This is a genomic window from Mycobacterium appelbergii, assembly GCF_032883035.1.
GTDB classification, from domain to species: Bacteria; Actinomycetota; Actinomycetes; order Mycobacteriales; family Mycobacteriaceae; genus Mycobacterium; species Mycobacterium appelbergii.
In genome coordinates, this window is the sequence record NZ_JAMQTH010000004.1 from 144866 (window position 1) to 161742 (window position 16877).

A 16877-nucleotide genomic window follows, 5' to 3' on the forward strand; every position below is an offset into this window, starting at 1 on the left:
GATCAGTAGGTCTTGGCCAGGAGCCCATCGTCAACCACGAGTGAGGTCCCGTTGACGCCGGCCGCTTCGTCAGAGGCCAGGAAGACGGCGGCGTTGGCCACATCACCGGGCTTGAGGATGCGCTTGGTCGGGTACAACGCCTCGAAATCCTTTCGGGCGGTGTCGGGATCACTCTGAGTTGCGAGGAAGGCGTCGAACATCGGTGACTCGAAGTCGCCGGGACACACTGCATTACACCGAATTCCCGCTGCCGCATACGCAAGCGCCACCGACCGGGTGAGGCCCATGACACCAGATTTTGTTGCGACGTAGGCGGCGGTGTCGGCTGTGGCGGTGAAGGCTGCCACCGAAGCGGTGTTGATGATCGATCCACCGTGACCCTGCTCCCGCATTGCCAGCACTGCATGCTTACAGCCCCAAAAGACCGAACTCAGGTTGGTCCGTAGTGAACGATCCCAGTCTTCGTTGGTGGTCTGATGCAATTCCGCCGTCACGAAGAACGCGGCATTGTTGTGCATGATGTCCAGCGAGCCGAATTCGGTCCGGCAGACCTCGATTGCTCTGGCGATATCTGCCTCTATCGCTACGTCTGCGCGCACGAAGACCGCGGTGTCGCCGGCCGCCGCGATCGATTCCGCGATCTCATACCCGCGATCGGCGTTGCGTCCCACCAGCACCACTGCGGCGCCTTCGGCCGACATCGCTTGCGCCACTGCCAAGCCGAGGCCACTGGTGGCACCGGTGACAACAGCGGCCTTGCCGGCGAGACGGCCCGGACGTAAGTTCTGCGTACTCAGTTTGATTCTCCCATCATCTCCAGGTACTTGCGCAGTGCGGCGCGGATACCGGGTTCCTGCGACGGCGAGTTGGGGCCCGGAACGTAACGTTGCGAGGTCAGGCCGACTTGTTGGCGCTGCTGGATGTGCAGGTCCTGGATGTTCGTGACGTCCCAGAGCTTGACGAGTTCGTCGACGTCGTAGTCGACCCCTTCTTCGGCGTCTTCGTGCACGAACCACCAACACACCATCTTGGTTCGCGTCGCCGAAATCGGAAGGGTACTGGCGACCATGCCGTAGTCAGGGTGGAAACCTCCCCAACAGTAACCGGGTTGGGTCATGAATCCAGCGCCGAAGTCGTCCGGAACGGGCGCGCCACGGCCGAACTCACCGAGAAGCTTCTTGGAAACGTAGCGCCCGTCCATCGACAGCGTTTCCAGCTCGCGCTTGACCGGGATGACCAGACCTTGAACAAGATCGCCTACGTAGTCCTCTTCGTAGTAGTCCGACATCTCCTGGGAGTCCAGCGAGACGCAGAACTCCGGGTGCACCGTGGTGCAGTGATAGCACTCGACACCGTTTTCGAGCAGAAGCTTCCAGTTGGCGTCGGCGTAGTAGGTGATCTCGTGTGCCACCTTGAGCCGAGTGGGATCGAGGATCGCCATGTCGGCGTTGGCCTTCTCGTCAATCATCGACGCGACCGGAGCGGGGGCTACTTCCGCCAGGCTGATGAAGATGAACCCTTGCCACACCGACACGTGGATCGGAAACAGGCTGAAGTCCTTGTAATCGAAGAACTCCCCGTCGGCCTGGCGGGTGGCCTTGAGCAACTTCCCGTCGAGGCCATAGCTCCATGAGTGGTACGGGCAGACGATTCTGCGACCGACCCGGCCGCTGGGTTGATTGCACAGCTGCAGCCCGCGATGCCGGCAGACGTTGTGGACGGCATGGACGTCGTCGCCGTTGCGCACCACCAGGATGTTCTCGGTCCCGACCTCGAAGGTGAAGTAGTCACCGCTCTTGGGGATCTGGGAAACGTGCCCGGCGTAAATCCACTGCCGGCCCCAGACCCGGGCCAGCTCATCGGTGTACCGACCCTCGTCGAGGTAGTACTCGCGGGGCAAACTGGTGAAATAGTTCTCGTGATCGATCACAGACATGAACAGGCTCCTTAGGAAGACCCGGGCTGGTCAATGGAAGGGGTCCCTTCACAGAAGATTCTCGTCGCTGGTGTGAGCGCGGACACCCCTCGGACTGTCAGGCACCGGCCCCCGGACGTTCACACTTCGTCAATCGTTCGCCGCCCGTTTCGCCGAACGTTTGCTGAATTCAGTCATGGTTGACGCACGCCCGAAGCGGAAAGAACAACTGCGCGACCGTGCAGCCTCGTCCGTTCACCCAGCACGGGTTTCCGGTGAGACCGCACAGCCGCGCAGGTCGTCTGGCGGGTATTGAGGGGTCAGGCCTTCCAGACCGTCTTGAGGTTGCAGAACTCACGGATGCCCGCGGCCGCGAGTTCGCGGCCGTAGCCCGAGGCCTTGACGCCGCCGAACGGCAGCTCAGGGTAGGACGCTGTCATCCCGTTGACGAAAACTGCTCCGGCGTCCAGCTGATCGACAAACCAATCCTGCTCTGCCGCATCAGTGGTCCACACCGCGGAACTCAGCCCGAAGGTGGTTTGGTTGGCGATCTTGACGGCCTCGTCACGATCGGCAACTTCGTAGAGCGACGCGACGGGGCCGAAGGTCTCTTCCATGACCACGCGCATGTCGTCGGTCAGGCCTGCAAGGACGGTTGGCGGGTAGTACCAGCCTGCGGACTTCGGAACCGATCCGCCGACGAGCACTTGGGCGCCCTTAGCGACTGCGTCGTCCACCAACTCGGCCACTTCGTCGCGACCGGACTCGGTGGCCATCGGCCCGACATCCACAGCCTCGTCCATCGGGTCACCGACGGTCAGCGCAGCCATCTTCTCGGCGAACAGTTTCGCAAACGAATCGTATACGTCGGTGTGGATGATGAAACGCTTTGCCGACACGCATGATTGACCATTGTTGGAGACGCGCGCCTTGACGGCCGTGGCGGCCGCGGCCTCCAGATCGGCGCTAGGCATCACGATGAACGGATCGGACCCGCCGAGCTCCAGGACGGCCTTTTTGATCTGCCGTCCGGCCGTTGCGGCCACTGAGCGGCCCGCTGGCTCGGAACCAGTCAACGTCACGGCCTTGACACGGTGGTCCTCGAGGACGGCCGCAACCTCAGTGGACCCGATGAGCAGCGTACGGAACGCTCCGACCGGAAATCCGCCCTTCTCGAAGAGGGCGTCGAGATACAGGGCCGACTGCGGCACGTTCGATGCGTGTTTGAGTAGCCCGGTGTTACCCGCCATCAGCGCCGGCGCAGCGAACCGGACGACCTGCCACAGTGGAAAGTTCCACGGCATGACGGCCAGTACCACGCCCAGCGGCTGCCACATCGAGCCTGCCTCAGATGCGGCGACGGCCGAGGGATCCGCAAGGAGTTCGGCGGCCAGGAAGGATTCGGCGTGTTCGGCGTAGAAGCGCATGTTCTTGGCGCACTTGAGAACTTCCCCGCGCGACTGGGCGATGGGCTTGCCCATCTCGCGGGTGACCATCCGGGCAACCGACTCGACATCGGCCTCCAGGAGATCTGCTGCCGCCTTCATCCACTCGGCGCGTTGGGCGTACGTCGTATCGCGCAGCGCCTCAACGGCGTCGGCTGTTTCGGCTATGCGACGCTGCACCTCGGCGGCGTCGTGGGCAGCGAAGGTTTCGATCGTCTCACCGGTGGCCGGGTTGACGCTGGCGATGGGCATGTGTCATTTCCTCTATTTCGAACGGTCTGCGAACGCGTGCTCAAGTGTGTGTCTTTGCGGTCAAAAATCACCAGAGATGAATGCGTCCAGCACATTTCGGGTGATGCTGGACACGTTGTTGTCATATCCGTTGTAGGACAGGCAGCCAGCCCATGCGATGGAGCCGACCGAGAACACCGCTCCCCCGGCGGGATACCTCAAGAATGTCATATCGGCACGAACCAACGGGCTTTGCGTTCCGCCCTGACTGGAATCGGACAGCAGGACGTCATCGATGGCTCCCTGAGCGCCATCGTCGAACCCGTCGGCGGTGGCCAGGATGACGGTCTCGGCCGGGGTGCCGAGTGCCGGATCGGCACGGTCAAACTCGAATCCTGCTGCGCCGTACGAGTTGACCAGACACGGGAAATCACCGATCAGGTCACCCTCGACGCCGTCGAAGATGAACGCGACATCCTCGTCGTGGCTGTGTTCCGTGCGTCGGAAGGGCCGACCATGCCCCGCCGTCTCGGCCGTATAACCAGCGCCGATCCACGACTGTGGCCCGCGACCGCGGAACCGCCAGGTACCTCCGAGCTCACCGGTGCTGCTCAAATGCGCTTCCCCAGGTTCGGGTTCCCACATCCGGGTCGCCGGACCGCGCCGACGGATCTCGACGCTGGTCCCAGTCTCTGGATCGAGTTGGGTCACCCAGTACATTCCGTTGCCGCACAACGACAACAAATGGCCACCGTCCTGCAGATACCGCTGTGCAGCGTCCAACATCTCACCCGACCAGTACTCGTGATGGGAGCCGGTCAGCACCGCCTTGTACGGAGCCAACAAGGCGTGTCCCCCGCGATGCAGATCTTCGTCAGTGTAAATGTCTGCCTCATAGCCGTTTTCATACAGCCAGTCGACGATGTGCAGATCAGCGTTGAACTGGTGCGGTGAACCCTTCCCGCTGTCGAGCCAGGCCATGTTGCACTTCGGGCGCATGTTGACCACCGGCCGCAGCCGCGACGAATAGCACACGCCTGATCCGTCGCTGTGCCTGTCGTAAAGGCTCAACAAGCGGTTCTCGACGATGTAGCGATCCTGAATCTGCGACGGGTAGTCACCCTTGTCGAGGAGCAGCGGATTGTTGAGGAGCTGTTCGTTGGCATATGCCAGATAGCTGAACGTCGGGATGAGGAGCGCGATCTTGGCCGTCGGACCACCGCGACGAGGCCGGACAAAGATCGGGACATAGTCCTCGGCATCACCGGCAACGAGATGTGCCGCGTAGACAGCACTGGGTAAATCGTCGGGAACCGTCCACTGAAACGTTGTCTCCCAGCCCGCATCGGCGAGGTCATCATCGTGAAAGTGGATCGCGCCGTACTGCGCCGGCGCGTACGCCCACGACGTCTCCGAACCATCCCAGTTGTGCCCGGTGGCACCGCGCATCGGCTTGTTGATCGTGGTTCCGTGGAATCCACCAACGGGATCGGTCACCGTCCAGTTACTGATGTCGGTGGCAAAATCCCATGCCGCCAGCGGCGAACTCTCAGCCTCATTCGAGGTGTCCTGCCTGATCACCTCCAGCACGGCATCGTTGAGCGCCGTCGGGTAAATGCGGGGCGAGTCGATCTTGCCGTTGTAAAAGTTGCCGGTCAGCCCATCGCTGAGCTGTTCGGCACCGATGAGGACATCGGCCGCGCCGGGTTCCGGCATGCCGGTCGAACTGCACGCGCGGTCATGCTGCGGGCTCCGGTTGATCGCCCTCGGCACCACATCGAGTCGCACCTCCCCTGCCACGGCGTCGAACACCGCCGCAACCGAGTACCACCGCCGAGGCAGAATCGGGCAGGACGCGGTGACCACCTGATCACCGACCCGAGCGGCGATCCGGCCGGCCTCCAGGCACAAGGCGTAGCCGCCGGCGTCGACCATCCCTTGGGACAGCAGGGTCTGTCGGACACCTGTGGACGTATTGATCCACATCCACAGATGAATGGAGAAGCTGGCAGCGGGTGTCAGCCCGACGCGGTGCGGGACGCGGACGTAGGACCCCGCACGCAGCACCTGATGGTGGCCGGGATAGTCACCGTCGATGCTCGACGGGATGGGTTGTGCCTTGAAGCCCGGGCCCGTCGGATTGGCATCGCCGTGGATCAGGCGCACCATCGATGCGCTGAAGTCGGTCTCAGCACAGCTGATCTTGAAGTCGACCGTTTGCCCAGGCTCGACTGTGAGGCGATCCGTGTAACCGACGATCGGCATGCTCATGGACAAGCTCCCAACACAGTTCGGCGATCCTTCGCGAAATACTGCTGCATGTTTACGGGCCACCCAAGGAGCGCGGTGTCAAGCGTCTCGGGTGCGGGCGCCACGGAATGTCAGAAGCTTGGTCCGTTCAGCTGCGATATGCGTGGAGTCAGAGACAATCGGTAGGTGTCCGAAACCTTGACCGTCCGCGCGGCCTTGCAGCTGCCCGCTCTACGCGGGGGTGCCCCCGAAGTGGTCGCCGGTCGAGAGAATCTGGATCGCGCCATCCGGTGGGTGCACGTCGTCGAGGTTCGCGATATCGCGTCCGTACTACATGGCGGTGAGCTGGTGCTCACCGAGGGACGCATGTTTCACGGACCGGAAACCTCCGACCGACGACTCATCGTGGAGTTGGCCGAACGCGGAATCGCCGCCATGGTGCTCGAGCTCGGGGCCAACTTTCACAGCGTGCCCCGACACATCATCGACGAATGTCAGAAACGGCACCTGACGCTGGTGGCGTTGCATCTCCCGGCGGCGTTCATCGACATCACCGAGGCCATTCACACCCAGATCGTGAACCAGAAGATCACGCTGCTGGACCATGCGCAGGAACTTCAACGTCAGCTGACCGAGCTGGTACTCGAAGGCGGCGGGATCGCCGAGGTCCTCGACGCGCTGGCCGCAGTCCTGGGTCAGCCCGTCCTTTACGAGCGGGCCGGTGGCGGATTCGTATATCGAGCGCTCAACGGGTTCACCGAGCGCGACGTCACCGCCGGCTGGGAGTTGATCACCAGGTCGGTCGACAGCGCACCACCGTTCATCGAGAAGCATCTGACCATGGACGGCAAGCGCGACGGCCGCCTTGTCGCACTCGGTCTCGGCATTGCCGACGGCGGTGAGTTCGACGAGGCGGCCACCGTGGCATTGGAACGCGCCGCCCAGGTGGTGAGCCTGCTCATGATCGGCAACCGGCGACGCGACGCGGTGTTCGCCAATCACGGTCGGCATGGCGGTTTTCTGACCTCACTGCTGGCCGGCTCGACCGCACCGTATACAGCCGAAGCCCGCGCCGTTGCATTCGGATTCACCCCTCAGGTAATGATTCCGATCGGCATCCGGCGGGCACGCCATCATCGGGCAGCGACTGTCGCATCCGAAGATCATCAGTGGCGGTTGGTATGGCGCGATGTCCGTTCCGAACTGGAGAACATCGGCATACCCGCGCTGATCGACGAGGCCACTACAGCCAACGCGACGCTGATCATGATCGGTGTCGAAGATGTCGCCAATCGCAGCCGCATCGCCGATCGGGTCGCACAGGTCGTTGAAGACACCGCCAAGCGCCATCTCGCCGACTCGCAGGCGGCAGTGCTGTCGGTCGGTCCTGCGGTGCACACGTGGCAGGCAGCGATCGAGGGTCTGGCCGTCTCGGTGGATGCCTTGGACGGCGCGCTGCACAGCCCGCCACGCGCCTGGCATGACGCCACCGACCTCGATCTGGACAGGCTGATCTGGAGTCTGCGCGACAATCCCGATCTGGAAACTTTCGCCCGACTGCGGCTGGAACGTTTGGTCACCTACGACGCGCAGCGGCGCACTCAACTGGTCAAGACCCTGCAGGTCCTGCTAGAACAGCACGGCCAGAAGACCGAGACCGCCCGGGCTCTGCACCTGGAGCGGCAATCGCTCTACAACCGGGTGGAGCGCATTCAGTCGCTGCTCGGCGTCGATCTGGACGACTCGGACGTCCGGCTGGGGTTGCACCTCGCGCTGCGGGTACTCAGGCACATCCCCACTGGGCAACTCTGACACCAGGGCGGATCTGACGCCGGCCCCGAACGCCGGCTGCCGCCGCGGGCAGATGCCCACGGCGGCAGCCGGTTTCACGATGTCACAAGAGGTTGATGAAGGTTGTCTTCAGCTGGGTCCAGTTGTCGAAGGCGTGGTGCGAGTAGTCGCGGCCGATACCGGAGAGTTTGAAGCCGCCGTGCGGCAGCGTGACGTCGAAGAGTTCGTCACCGTTGACCAGGACCGCGCCCGAGCGCAGCTCACGGGCGAGACGGTGCGCCTTCTTCAGGTTGCCGGTCCACAGCTTGGCCGCCAACCCGTATGAGGTGTCGTTGGCGATGCGCAGACCCTCTTCCTCATCGGAGAACGTGATGACCGAGAGCACCGGTCCAAAGATCTCCTTGCGGGCGATGTCCATATCGTTGGTGACACCCCGGATGACGGTCGGCTCCACATAGAATCCGCCGGTATCCTGACGAACGCGGTTGCCGCCGTGGGCGATTGACGCACCACCGGGTCCGACACCCTCGATGAAACCCATGATCCGCTCCAGCTGGCGGGAATCGACGATGGCACCCATCGCGGTGGCATCGTCGAAGGGGTCCCCTGGCTGCCAATTGGCCGCTACTGCGCCCATCCGGGCGACCAGCTCATCGGCCAGCGACTCGTGCACGATCAGGCGCGAGCTCGAGTCGCACATCTGCCCTGCGTTGCCGAAGATCGATTCCGCGGTCTTGACCGCGATCAGGTCCAGCATGTCTGCGGCATCCTCGAGCACCAGGGCCGGGGATTTGCCGCCGAGCTCGAGCGAGACCTTCTTGAGGTTCGATTCGGCGGCAGCCTTCAGGATCATCCGGCCAACCGTCGTGGACCCCGTGAACCCGATCGCCTCGACATCGGGATGCTCAGACAGTGCCTTGCCGGCCGTTTCGCCAAGTCCGGGGACGACATTGAGCACGCCGGCGGGCACGCCGGCTTCCAGCGCCAGTTCGGCGATTCGCAACGCGATCGCCGGCGACTGCTCGGCCGGTTTGAGGACCATCGAGTTACCGGCGGCCAGTGCCGGAGCGATCTTCACCGCGGGCATCAGCACCGGGTTGTTCCACGGCGTGATCGCGGCGACGACACCCACGGGCACGCGAGTGATAGTGGCGTGCCCGACCTCACCGATGGGCGCGACCTCATCGTACAAGTGGTCGACAGCCTCGCCGAACCACTCCAGAACGGTGGCGCTGTAATCGACTTCCCAACGCCCGTCCTTGATCGGCTTGCCCATCTCAACGGTCTGCAGAGCGGCGAGTTCCTCGGTGTTGTTCCGGAGCGTGCGCGCAAACTGCTGCAGAACGACCTTGCGCTCCCGCGGCGAGCGCCGCCGCCAGTCACCGTTCTCGAAGCTGTCGCGTGCCGAGGCCACCGCAGCATCGACGTCGGCGGCATCACCGGAAGCGAGATCCGGCAACCGCTCGCCGTTGACGGGGCTGATGTTCTGGAAGGTCCCGGAGGAACGGGCGTCTACGTAGGCACCGTCGATGAACGGCCGCGTCAGACGCTCCAGACTGGGAACGCGTTCGGCGAGCGGGCTTTTGATGGTTTGCGTCATGGATCTTTCTTTTCGTTTCCTAGGGAACCTTGCTCGGGTCGGAAGATCAGTTGCCGGAGCCGGCCTGCGGCCGAGTGACCTCCAGCGCCGCCGCCATACGCCCCGTGATGGCGTCCACATCCTCGGTGCTCAGAGTTAACGAGGGCAACAACCCGATGGTCTGATTGGCGCGGTAGGTCCGCACAAAGACGCGCTGCTTGAGGAACTCGGCGTGTAGGGCCGCGCCGTACTCGGGGTCGACGCCGGCGGCGATGTCGACCGCGTGCATCATCCCGATTCCACGGACGCTGCTCTTGTCGAGCACCGGGTAGCTATCGGCGAGGGCATCCAGCCGCGTCGAAAGGTATTTCCCGGCGACGATGCTGTTCGCCAGGATGTTCTCGCGTTCGTAGATGTCCAGGGTGGCCAGGGCGGCGGCGCAGGCCGCCGGATGTCCGCCGGCGGTCACGCCGTGGACGAAAGCGTCGCTGCTGGCCGACAGCTTCTCGCGGAGTTCACCACTGATCGCCACCACCGCCAGCGGGAAGAACCCGGCGGTGATGGCCTTGGACATGGTCAGGATGTCGGGGCGCAGATTCCAGTTCTCCACCGCGAACATCGTTCCGCTGCGCCCGAATCCGGTCAGCACCTCATCGCTGATGAGCAGAATGTCGTAGCGATCGCAGATCTCGCGGATCTGGGGCCAGTAGTCGTCCGGCGGCACGACGATACCGTTCGGGGTCGAGATCGGCTCGGCCATGAATGCGGCGACCTTGTCGGCGCCGATGCGCAGGATCTCGTCTTCCAGCAGACGCGCGGCGCCGACGGAGTCGGTCTCCGGCTGGTCGATGTGAGAGAACCCTTCCAGCCTCGGCCCGATGTTGCGCCACATCGCACGATCGCCGGTCATGCTGGATCCGGCGTAGGTGACGCCGTGATAACTGTTCCACCGGCCGATGATGTGCATCTTCTCCGGGCGTCCCGCGGCGGCATTGGAAAACCGGGCAATCTTGATAGCGGTCTCCACCGCATCGGATCCGCCGAGCATGAATACGAACTGATCGAGTCCGGCCGGAGTGATCTCGGCCAGGCGTTCAGCCAGCATGGATATTCCCACGTGGCCCCGACGCTGGTAGAAGTGCGTGCCGAAGGTGAGCTCGCGTAGCGCGTCGGCGACCACATCGGCGATATCGGTACGGCCGTACCCGAGGGCGACGTTCGCCTGGCCGGCGCAGGCGTCGAGCCAGTCCAGGCCCTCCACGTCGGTCAGCGTGATCCCACGTCCCGACTTGAAGATCGGGCCGGGTGTTCGGTCACCGAATGGACTGAAGCCGTGGATGACGTGCCGCGAATCCGCAGCAGCAAGGTCCGCGGCATTCGGCGTGCTCGTGAGTACGGAAGTGACATCTCTCAGTGACGAACTCATGGCATAAGTGTCGTCAACCATGCTAGCGACGTCGAAGGGCGAAACGTCGGGAATGCCACCGCAGAGGTCGACATAGTGTCCACATCCTGGACGTGCCGGATCGGCCCGAAACAGCTCAATGCCCACAGGCGTCTGAACACCGGCCGGCATCGAGGATCGACGGATTCGTTCAGTAAAGGACGGGCAGCGCACGGCGCTGCAAGTGCCGACGCCATGCCCACGATGGAGAACAAGGAAGTGTGGAACCCGGCACGCGACTCCGAAAACCCCGCCCCTTCAATCAGCACTGCCGGCATCCAGCTGGCCAGTACAGAGAACAACCCGACGCCACCAGTCCAGAACACGATGGCTACCAGAACATTCCGGGTGCAAATGCTTCTCACCATCGACACTGAGCCCGCCGCATGCCCAGAAAGGATCTGCATTCGGTCGCCTAAATCACCGGGTGCGTCCACTGGAGTAGGTGGGTTCTTCGAGACGACCAGAACCACGATCAGTACCACGGACATGAGCACGGCCTGCGCCGTAAGACCCATTCGCCAACCCAAAGCGGCCAGGACAGCAGCGAAGGCGAACAGACTCAACAACGCGCCTATGCCGTCTCCGGAGGCCATAATCCCGAGCGCACGCCCGGTCTGTCGGCTGAGTCGGAACCAGTTGACCGCCATGGTGTACGTAGCGACCCAGAGAAATCCGACAGAAACCCCGGCAAGCAGGCGGCCGGTGAGCACGACTCCGAACTCGTCGGCCCCGGCGAAAATGAGTTGTCCGAGTATGCCGACCGCCAGCCCGACGAGAATGATCACCTTGCTGCCGTAGCGGGCTGACAGTACTCCGCCTGCCATGATCATCACGCCTGCCACGAGACCCGTGGCCGACGAAATAGTGCCGGCCTGCGCGTAACTCAAGCCCAACTCACCCGTGATCGCCGTGAGACCCGGCGCCCAGCCTACGAAGGGCAGGAACGCGCTGACCAACGCTACGTAGGCAATGGACAGATTGATCCACCTGCTATTCGACATACCGTTCCTTCGCGTGACGGACGGCGGTTGCCCTGCCTGTGGGACGTAGACGTCGTATCGGCGAAGTCCCGTGCTGCGTCGCCTTCGCCGAGAACCTGGGCAGCGCCGCATGGGCAAGCCCGCGCCGCTTCTACAGTGGCAGTGCTGCTGGGTATTTCTGCGCCGCCGTTGAAGCGGACTGAGACTGCCCGGTGAACGCGAAGCCGGGGTATCCCTCGCTGGCAATGCGGTTGGCGATATCGACGTAAGTTGACCAGCCCCCGGCGTACGGAATGAAAACGCGGGAGCCGTCATCGTTGACGTGCACCATGTAATTCTTCACCTGCTTGCGCAACAAACCGTCGGCCGCCTGCTGCGTCTGGATGTGCCACAGGTCCTGGGCCTCGCGAGTTGCCTGTACCGCGTCGTAACCGCGCTGCGCCATGAAGGAGATGAGGTCTGCCACGTAGTCGGCGTGAAAGACGTTGTGTACGTTGAAATTCACCAGCACCGACGGCGAGCCTGGACCGGTGAGGGTGTAGAGGTTGGGGAATCCGTGCACCATCAGGCCGAGGTAGGCGTGCGGGCCGCGCTCCCAGCCATCGGTCGGCTTCTGGCCGTCCGCATTACGGATATCGATGGCGTCCAGAGCACCGGTGAACGCATCGAAGCCCAGGGCCGAGATGATCACGTCGACCTCGACGAATCCGGCACTGGTTTCGATTCCGGTTGCGGTGACACGATTGATGGACTCGGTACGCAGGTCCACCAGATGGACGTTATCTTGGTTGAACGCCTCATAGTAACCATTGCAGACAACCAACCGTCGGGTTCCGATCGGATAATCACGCGGTTCGAGCTTGTCCGCCAACGCAGGATCTTTGATGGCAGCCCTGATCTTTGCACGCACGAAGTCAGACACCAGGTCGTTGGTGTTCCAGTCCGTCTTCTGATCAGGGAAGGCGAAGGTCATCGACAGTCCACCGAAGGACCACTGGTCTTCGAGGCGCTGTTGCTGCTGTTCAGCGGTCATCGCCGACGCCGGCACGTCGGTGTTGGGACCCAGGTAGGCCACCCCAGTGCGCATCACCTGGTCCCACAGCTCGCCAAGGTTCTCGCTGTACTGACGGTATCGATCCTGGTCCATCGGAGCGTTCTGCGACGGGACCACGTAGTTGGGGGTGCGTTGGAACACGTGCAGGCTTTCGACCTGTCCGGCGATCGCTGCAATTACCTGCGCACCTGAGGATCCCGTGCCGATCACCGCGACCCGCTTACCCGTCAGGTCGACCGGCTCGGCGGGCCAGTGCGACGTCTCCAACCACTGACCGGCGAAATCCTCGACACCGTCGAACGGCAGCTGACGCGATTTCGACAGCTGACCGGTAGCCATCACGACGTGGCGGGCGTACACCGTGGCACCGGTATCGGTGCGCACCCGCCACCGATTGGTTTGGGGCTGCCAGTGCAGCTCCTCCACCCGGGTGTTGAAGTGAAAGTACCGCCGCAACCCGTAGTGGTCTGCGTAGTGCTGCAAGTACGCCAACAGCTCCGCCTGAGGTGGATAGCGCTGCGTCCACTTCCATTGGCCGTAGATTTCCGGGTCGAAATAGCAGTAGTAGTACGCCTCGATATCGACCCGCGCCCCCGGATACCCGTTGTGTCGCCACACCCCACCGACGTCGGCGGCGCTGTCGAACCCGATGACACTCAGCCCGTCGGCAGCGAGCCGCCGCACGGCATAGAGACCACCGATGCCGGCGCCGATGACGACAGCGTCGACCTCGGTCGTTCCGTCGTGTGACACCTGCCCCAGGGAGGTCGGTTCCATTTGGCATACCCTTTCGATGGTCGAACGCCGGAAGTGGCTTACTTAAGCAATCCTGCGTCCGGACGGCATCCTGCCGCCAGACCCTGCCTGTCAGGGTTTCTGGTTTCTACCAAGGCATTTCGTCAAGCGCGCTGAACGGTCAACAGCGGCAACTCCCGCGCAATGGGACGCTCACGCAGGTAGGGCAACGGCATCGACGGATCTGCCGAGTCGATCTCGCGCGCCAGTCGGTGTCCGTCGAAGACCGACTCCGCCACGATCCGGGGCGCCACACAGTCCCCGATCCGGTACACCCCCGTAATGCCCTCTTCGGCAAGCTTTTCCGCGCCGAAGCCGTCGACAATGGTGCGGTAGAGCGTGGTGTCGGAGACTCGTTGGGTCACAAGGACGACTGCGTCTGCTTCGAAGAGTTTGGCGTCATGAGCTTCGGCGTAGGCGTAGTGCGCCCACACCCCCTCCGCGGTGATGCGGGTAGGTACCATCGAGGCGGCGATGCTGACTCCCTGCGCATAGAGCTTCTTCCGCAGATGGGTCGCCTCCAGCGTGTAGTGCGTGTAGGGCGCGAGCTCACCGAGGTGTGTCAGCACCGTCACCGACTTGCCTGCGGCCGAGAGCCGGTCGGCCAACGCCGCGCCGACGTGGTATCCCTCTGCTTCAATGATCACCACACGCTCACCGGGAACAGGCTTGTTCTCCGCCATGATCTGCTCGGGGGTGAGTACGTACGGCAACTGGGTGTCCGCACCGGGAATGCCGTTGCGGGTGACCGGTCCCAGTCCCTGGCCCGACCAGTGTGCTCCCGAGGCGATGACAACCAGGCTGGCGCCATAGTCGACGATATCCTGGGCGGTCATCCGGGTGTTCGTGATGACGGTGACATTGTCGAGCTTGTCGAACTGCGTCAACCGGTAGTCGATCACACGACTCCACTCACGAAGTCCCGGCAGATTGGCCATCCACTTCAGGTGTCCACCGAGTTCCGCATCCGCGTCGACCAGATGCACGTTGCGCATACCGCGCTCACCCAGCACCCGAGCACATTCCATGCCCGCGGGACCCGCACCGACGATCAGCACGTCATTCTCGGCGTTGGCGGCTTTGGAGAAGCGCTCGGGGTGCCAGCCGCGGCGGTATTCCTCGCCGGAAGTCGCATTCTGTGTGCACACGATCGGCGGCCCGCCGTGCTCGAAACGTGAGACACAGATGTTGCAGCCGATGCATTCACGGATGTCTTCGAGCCGGCCGGCCTTGATCTTCGCGGGCAGGAACGGGTCGGCGATCGACGGCCGCGCGGCACCGATGATGTCGAGCACACCTTCGTTGATGACACGGCACATCTCGTTCGGATCGGTGAAGCGTCCGACGGCCACGACCGGTTTGCGCGTCGTCTCCTTGACCGATTTCACCCATTCCATTGCTCGGGCACTCTTGAAAAACCGCGATGGTGTCGCGTCATCCCCCCAGTCGCTGCCGCCGATGTGCACATCCCACAGGTCCACCACGCCGTCACACATCTCGACGAAGGGCAGCACGTCTCGTTCGAGCAGAACGCCGTCTTCACCGCGCATGGTGTCGGCTGAGAGCCGCACGGAGATGGCGCAATCCGATCCGACGGCGGCGGAAATCCCCTCAACAACCTCGCGCCACATGCGCGCGCGGTTGGCCAACGAGCCGCCGTATCCGTCGGTGCGCTTGTTGTAGTGCGGCGAGAGGAACTGTTCGAGCAGGCCTTCGTGCCCGCCGTAGATGCAGATGATGTCGAAACCCGCGTCGCGTGAGCGCAACGCCGCATCAACGTAGAACCCCTGTACGGCTTTGATGTCGTCGAGATCCATCTCGCGGCAGGGTGACATGGGGACAAGATCGCTGGCGATCTGCGACGGCGCCCGCTGCACCGCCCTGGACTCCATGCTCAGTCCGTGGATTCCGCCGTACCACAACTCGATACCTGCCAGGGCGCCGTTCTCGCGGACGGCATCGCTCATGAGGGAGAGGTTGGCAGCGTCATCGTCATCCCAGAGGCGGGCCAGCACCATCGGCATTTGATCGGCCTCGGGATGGATCGAACATTCTTCGGTGCACACCGCACCCCATCCACCTTCGGCCTTCATTCCGCGGAAGCTCGCCTGCGCGCGCGGTCGGATGACACCGAAGCTGGTGCAATGCGGCACCTGATAGAAGCGGTTCGGCAGAACCTTTGGGCCGATCGTTATGGGTTCGAACAAGATCGCGTGCCGCGGATCCATCACCGTGATCACCATCCTCTGGGTTTCTTCGTATAGTGCCAACCCGACGCGTGCTGTTGTCCCTGGCTCCATCCTGCCCATCAGGCAGATTTCTGCAGGTAAACCCGTCGATCTGGTTACTTTCGGCGTCAGTTTTGCCGGGCCGGGCGTTCTGTCCACACGGCTCCGCGAGCCGAGATGAACAGGGTGAAACTGCCGTGGTGACAAACATTGCTAGATATCGCGTCGCCGGCACACACGCGAAGTGTCAAGTGCTCAGACACCCCCACCGACACTACGTAAAGTGCCTGGTCCACGCGCCTGAGTCGGGTCGTCGGGGCGGCAGACCCCGAGTACCCCAGCCCCCACCCGGTTGGTCGCAAATGCCACCACCACGGACAGCCCGTACTGGTGGCCGGCATCCGCGGTCGGCGCCACCATTCCACCGACTCCACCGAGTTCCGAGGCCGCTGGCGTAGCCCGCCGGTCAGATTGACTTGGGTTCAACCCCGATCTGCGACATCGCCACTGCGGGATTGTAATGGTCCCGAATCACTGCGACTTTGCCGTCGGCGACCTCACAGAACATCGCAAAGGGAAGTTCGACCTTTCGACCCGTGGCAGGAACGTCACCCCACGGTGTCGGCATCGGACCAGTGTGAATGCCGCGTAAGATGAAGTCTCCTGCCGCGTGGGTGGAATCCCCCACTATCGACAGTATCTCGACTGCGAAATCTGTGAATGCATTACGCCAATTCTGGTCGCCGCGTACAAAAGCGTCTGCACCCGTGCTGATTTCGCTGCCTGATGCGATATCCACAACGACAACGTCCTCGCTCACCATCTGTCGTAGTTTGGACCAGTCGCCGGCATTGAAAGCCAAGGCCAGTTCGCGTAAGACCGGTGCAGTGCTCAATCTATTCTCTCCTTGATTATCGGAAATGGTCACTACGGTTCTCTCCTGTTCCCGGTCCACGGCCACCATCGGTAAGCCGCCATCCAGGTCGTCCGGACGAGTCACTGTGGCACACGCATCCGGTCAGGCTGGCATCGTCGAATGCCCTACTCCCCAGACATATTCGCGCATCGGATATGCCCCCCTTGCAGGAGGAGCTTGAGCCGGTGCGTCATCGGGTCACAACTTCAGCACAGAACATTCACATCCAAGAACCGCTCAGGATCG

11 protein-coding genes are annotated in these 16877 nt (G+C 62.9%); 1 reads left to right on the forward strand and 10 read right to left on the reverse strand.

What is annotated here, in order from left to right:
• Positions 1 to 2: 2 nt before the first annotated feature.
• From M1247_RS10790 to M1247_RS10805, 4 genes are all read right to left on the reverse strand, one after another.
• Entirely contained in the window at positions 3 to 803 is an 801-nt protein-coding gene (locus M1247_RS10790) for an SDR family NAD(P)-dependent oxidoreductase (protein WP_317156625.1), read from the reverse strand.
• On the reverse strand, positions 794 to 1936 hold the full coding sequence (locus M1247_RS10795) for an aromatic ring-hydroxylating oxygenase subunit alpha (protein WP_317156310.1): 1143 nt from the start codon (positions 1934 to 1936) through the stop codon (positions 794 to 796). Before M1247_RS10795 ends, M1247_RS10790 begins: the two co-directional genes overlap by 10 nt.
• 299 nt (positions 1937 to 2235) lie before the next feature.
• Complete coding sequence (locus M1247_RS10800; RefSeq protein ID WP_317156311.1) at positions 2236 to 3612, reverse strand: NADP-dependent succinic semialdehyde dehydrogenase; 1377 nt, start codon at positions 3610 to 3612, stop codon at positions 2236 to 2238.
• 60 nt (positions 3613 to 3672) lie between these two features.
• Positions 3673 to 5862: a N,N-dimethylformamidase beta subunit family domain-containing protein gene (locus M1247_RS10805; protein ID WP_317156312.1), complete on the reverse strand. Its 2190-nt coding sequence runs from the start codon at positions 5860 to 5862 to the stop codon at positions 3673 to 3675.
• Between the two features lie 165 nt (positions 5863 to 6027).
• Here M1247_RS10805 and M1247_RS10810 point away from each other — a divergent pair, with 165 nt between their 5' ends.
• Positions 6028 to 7653, forward strand: coding sequence for a PucR family transcriptional regulator (locus M1247_RS10810; RefSeq protein ID WP_317156313.1), 1626 nt, complete (start codon positions 6028 to 6030; stop codon positions 7651 to 7653).
• An 82-nt stretch (positions 7654 to 7735) separates the two neighbouring features.
• On the opposite strand, the gene M1247_RS10815 is transcribed toward M1247_RS10810, so the two are convergent.
• The 6 genes from M1247_RS10815 to M1247_RS10840 all read right to left on the reverse strand — a co-directional run bounded on the left by M1247_RS10815 (position 7736) and on the right by M1247_RS10840 (position 16643).
• Positions 7736 to 9232 (reverse strand): aldehyde dehydrogenase family protein, encoded by a 1497-nt coding sequence (locus M1247_RS10815; protein WP_317156314.1) that lies wholly within the window; start codon positions 9230 to 9232, stop codon positions 7736 to 7738.
• 46 nt (positions 9233 to 9278) lie between these two features.
• The gene (locus M1247_RS10820; RefSeq protein WP_317156315.1) at positions 9279 to 10637 is read right to left on the reverse strand and encodes an aminotransferase family protein; all 1359 of its coding nucleotides are present in this window, start codon (positions 10635 to 10637) and stop codon (positions 9279 to 9281) included.
• Positions 10634 to 11614 (reverse strand): MFS transporter, encoded by a 981-nt coding sequence (locus M1247_RS10825; protein ID WP_317156316.1) that lies wholly within the window; start codon positions 11612 to 11614, stop codon positions 10634 to 10636. Before M1247_RS10825 ends, M1247_RS10820 begins: the two co-directional genes overlap by 4 nt.
• A gap of 175 nt (positions 11615 to 11789) precedes the next feature.
• On the reverse strand, positions 11790 to 13469 hold the full coding sequence (locus M1247_RS10830) for a flavin-containing monooxygenase (protein WP_317156317.1): 1680 nt from the start codon (positions 13467 to 13469) through the stop codon (positions 11790 to 11792).
• A 122-nt stretch (positions 13470 to 13591) separates the two neighbouring features.
• Positions 13592 to 15874 (reverse strand): oxidoreductase, encoded by a 2283-nt coding sequence (locus tag M1247_RS10835; RefSeq protein ID WP_317156318.1) that lies wholly within the window; start codon positions 15872 to 15874, stop codon positions 13592 to 13594.
• Positions 15875 to 16181: 307 nt separating this feature from the next.
• Positions 16182 to 16643 carry an ester cyclase gene (locus tag M1247_RS10840; protein ID WP_317156319.1) on the reverse strand — a complete coding sequence of 154 codons (462 nt, stop codon included), beginning with the start codon at positions 16641 to 16643 and terminating at the stop codon, positions 16182 to 16184.
• Positions 16644 to 16877: the final 234 nt, after the last annotated feature.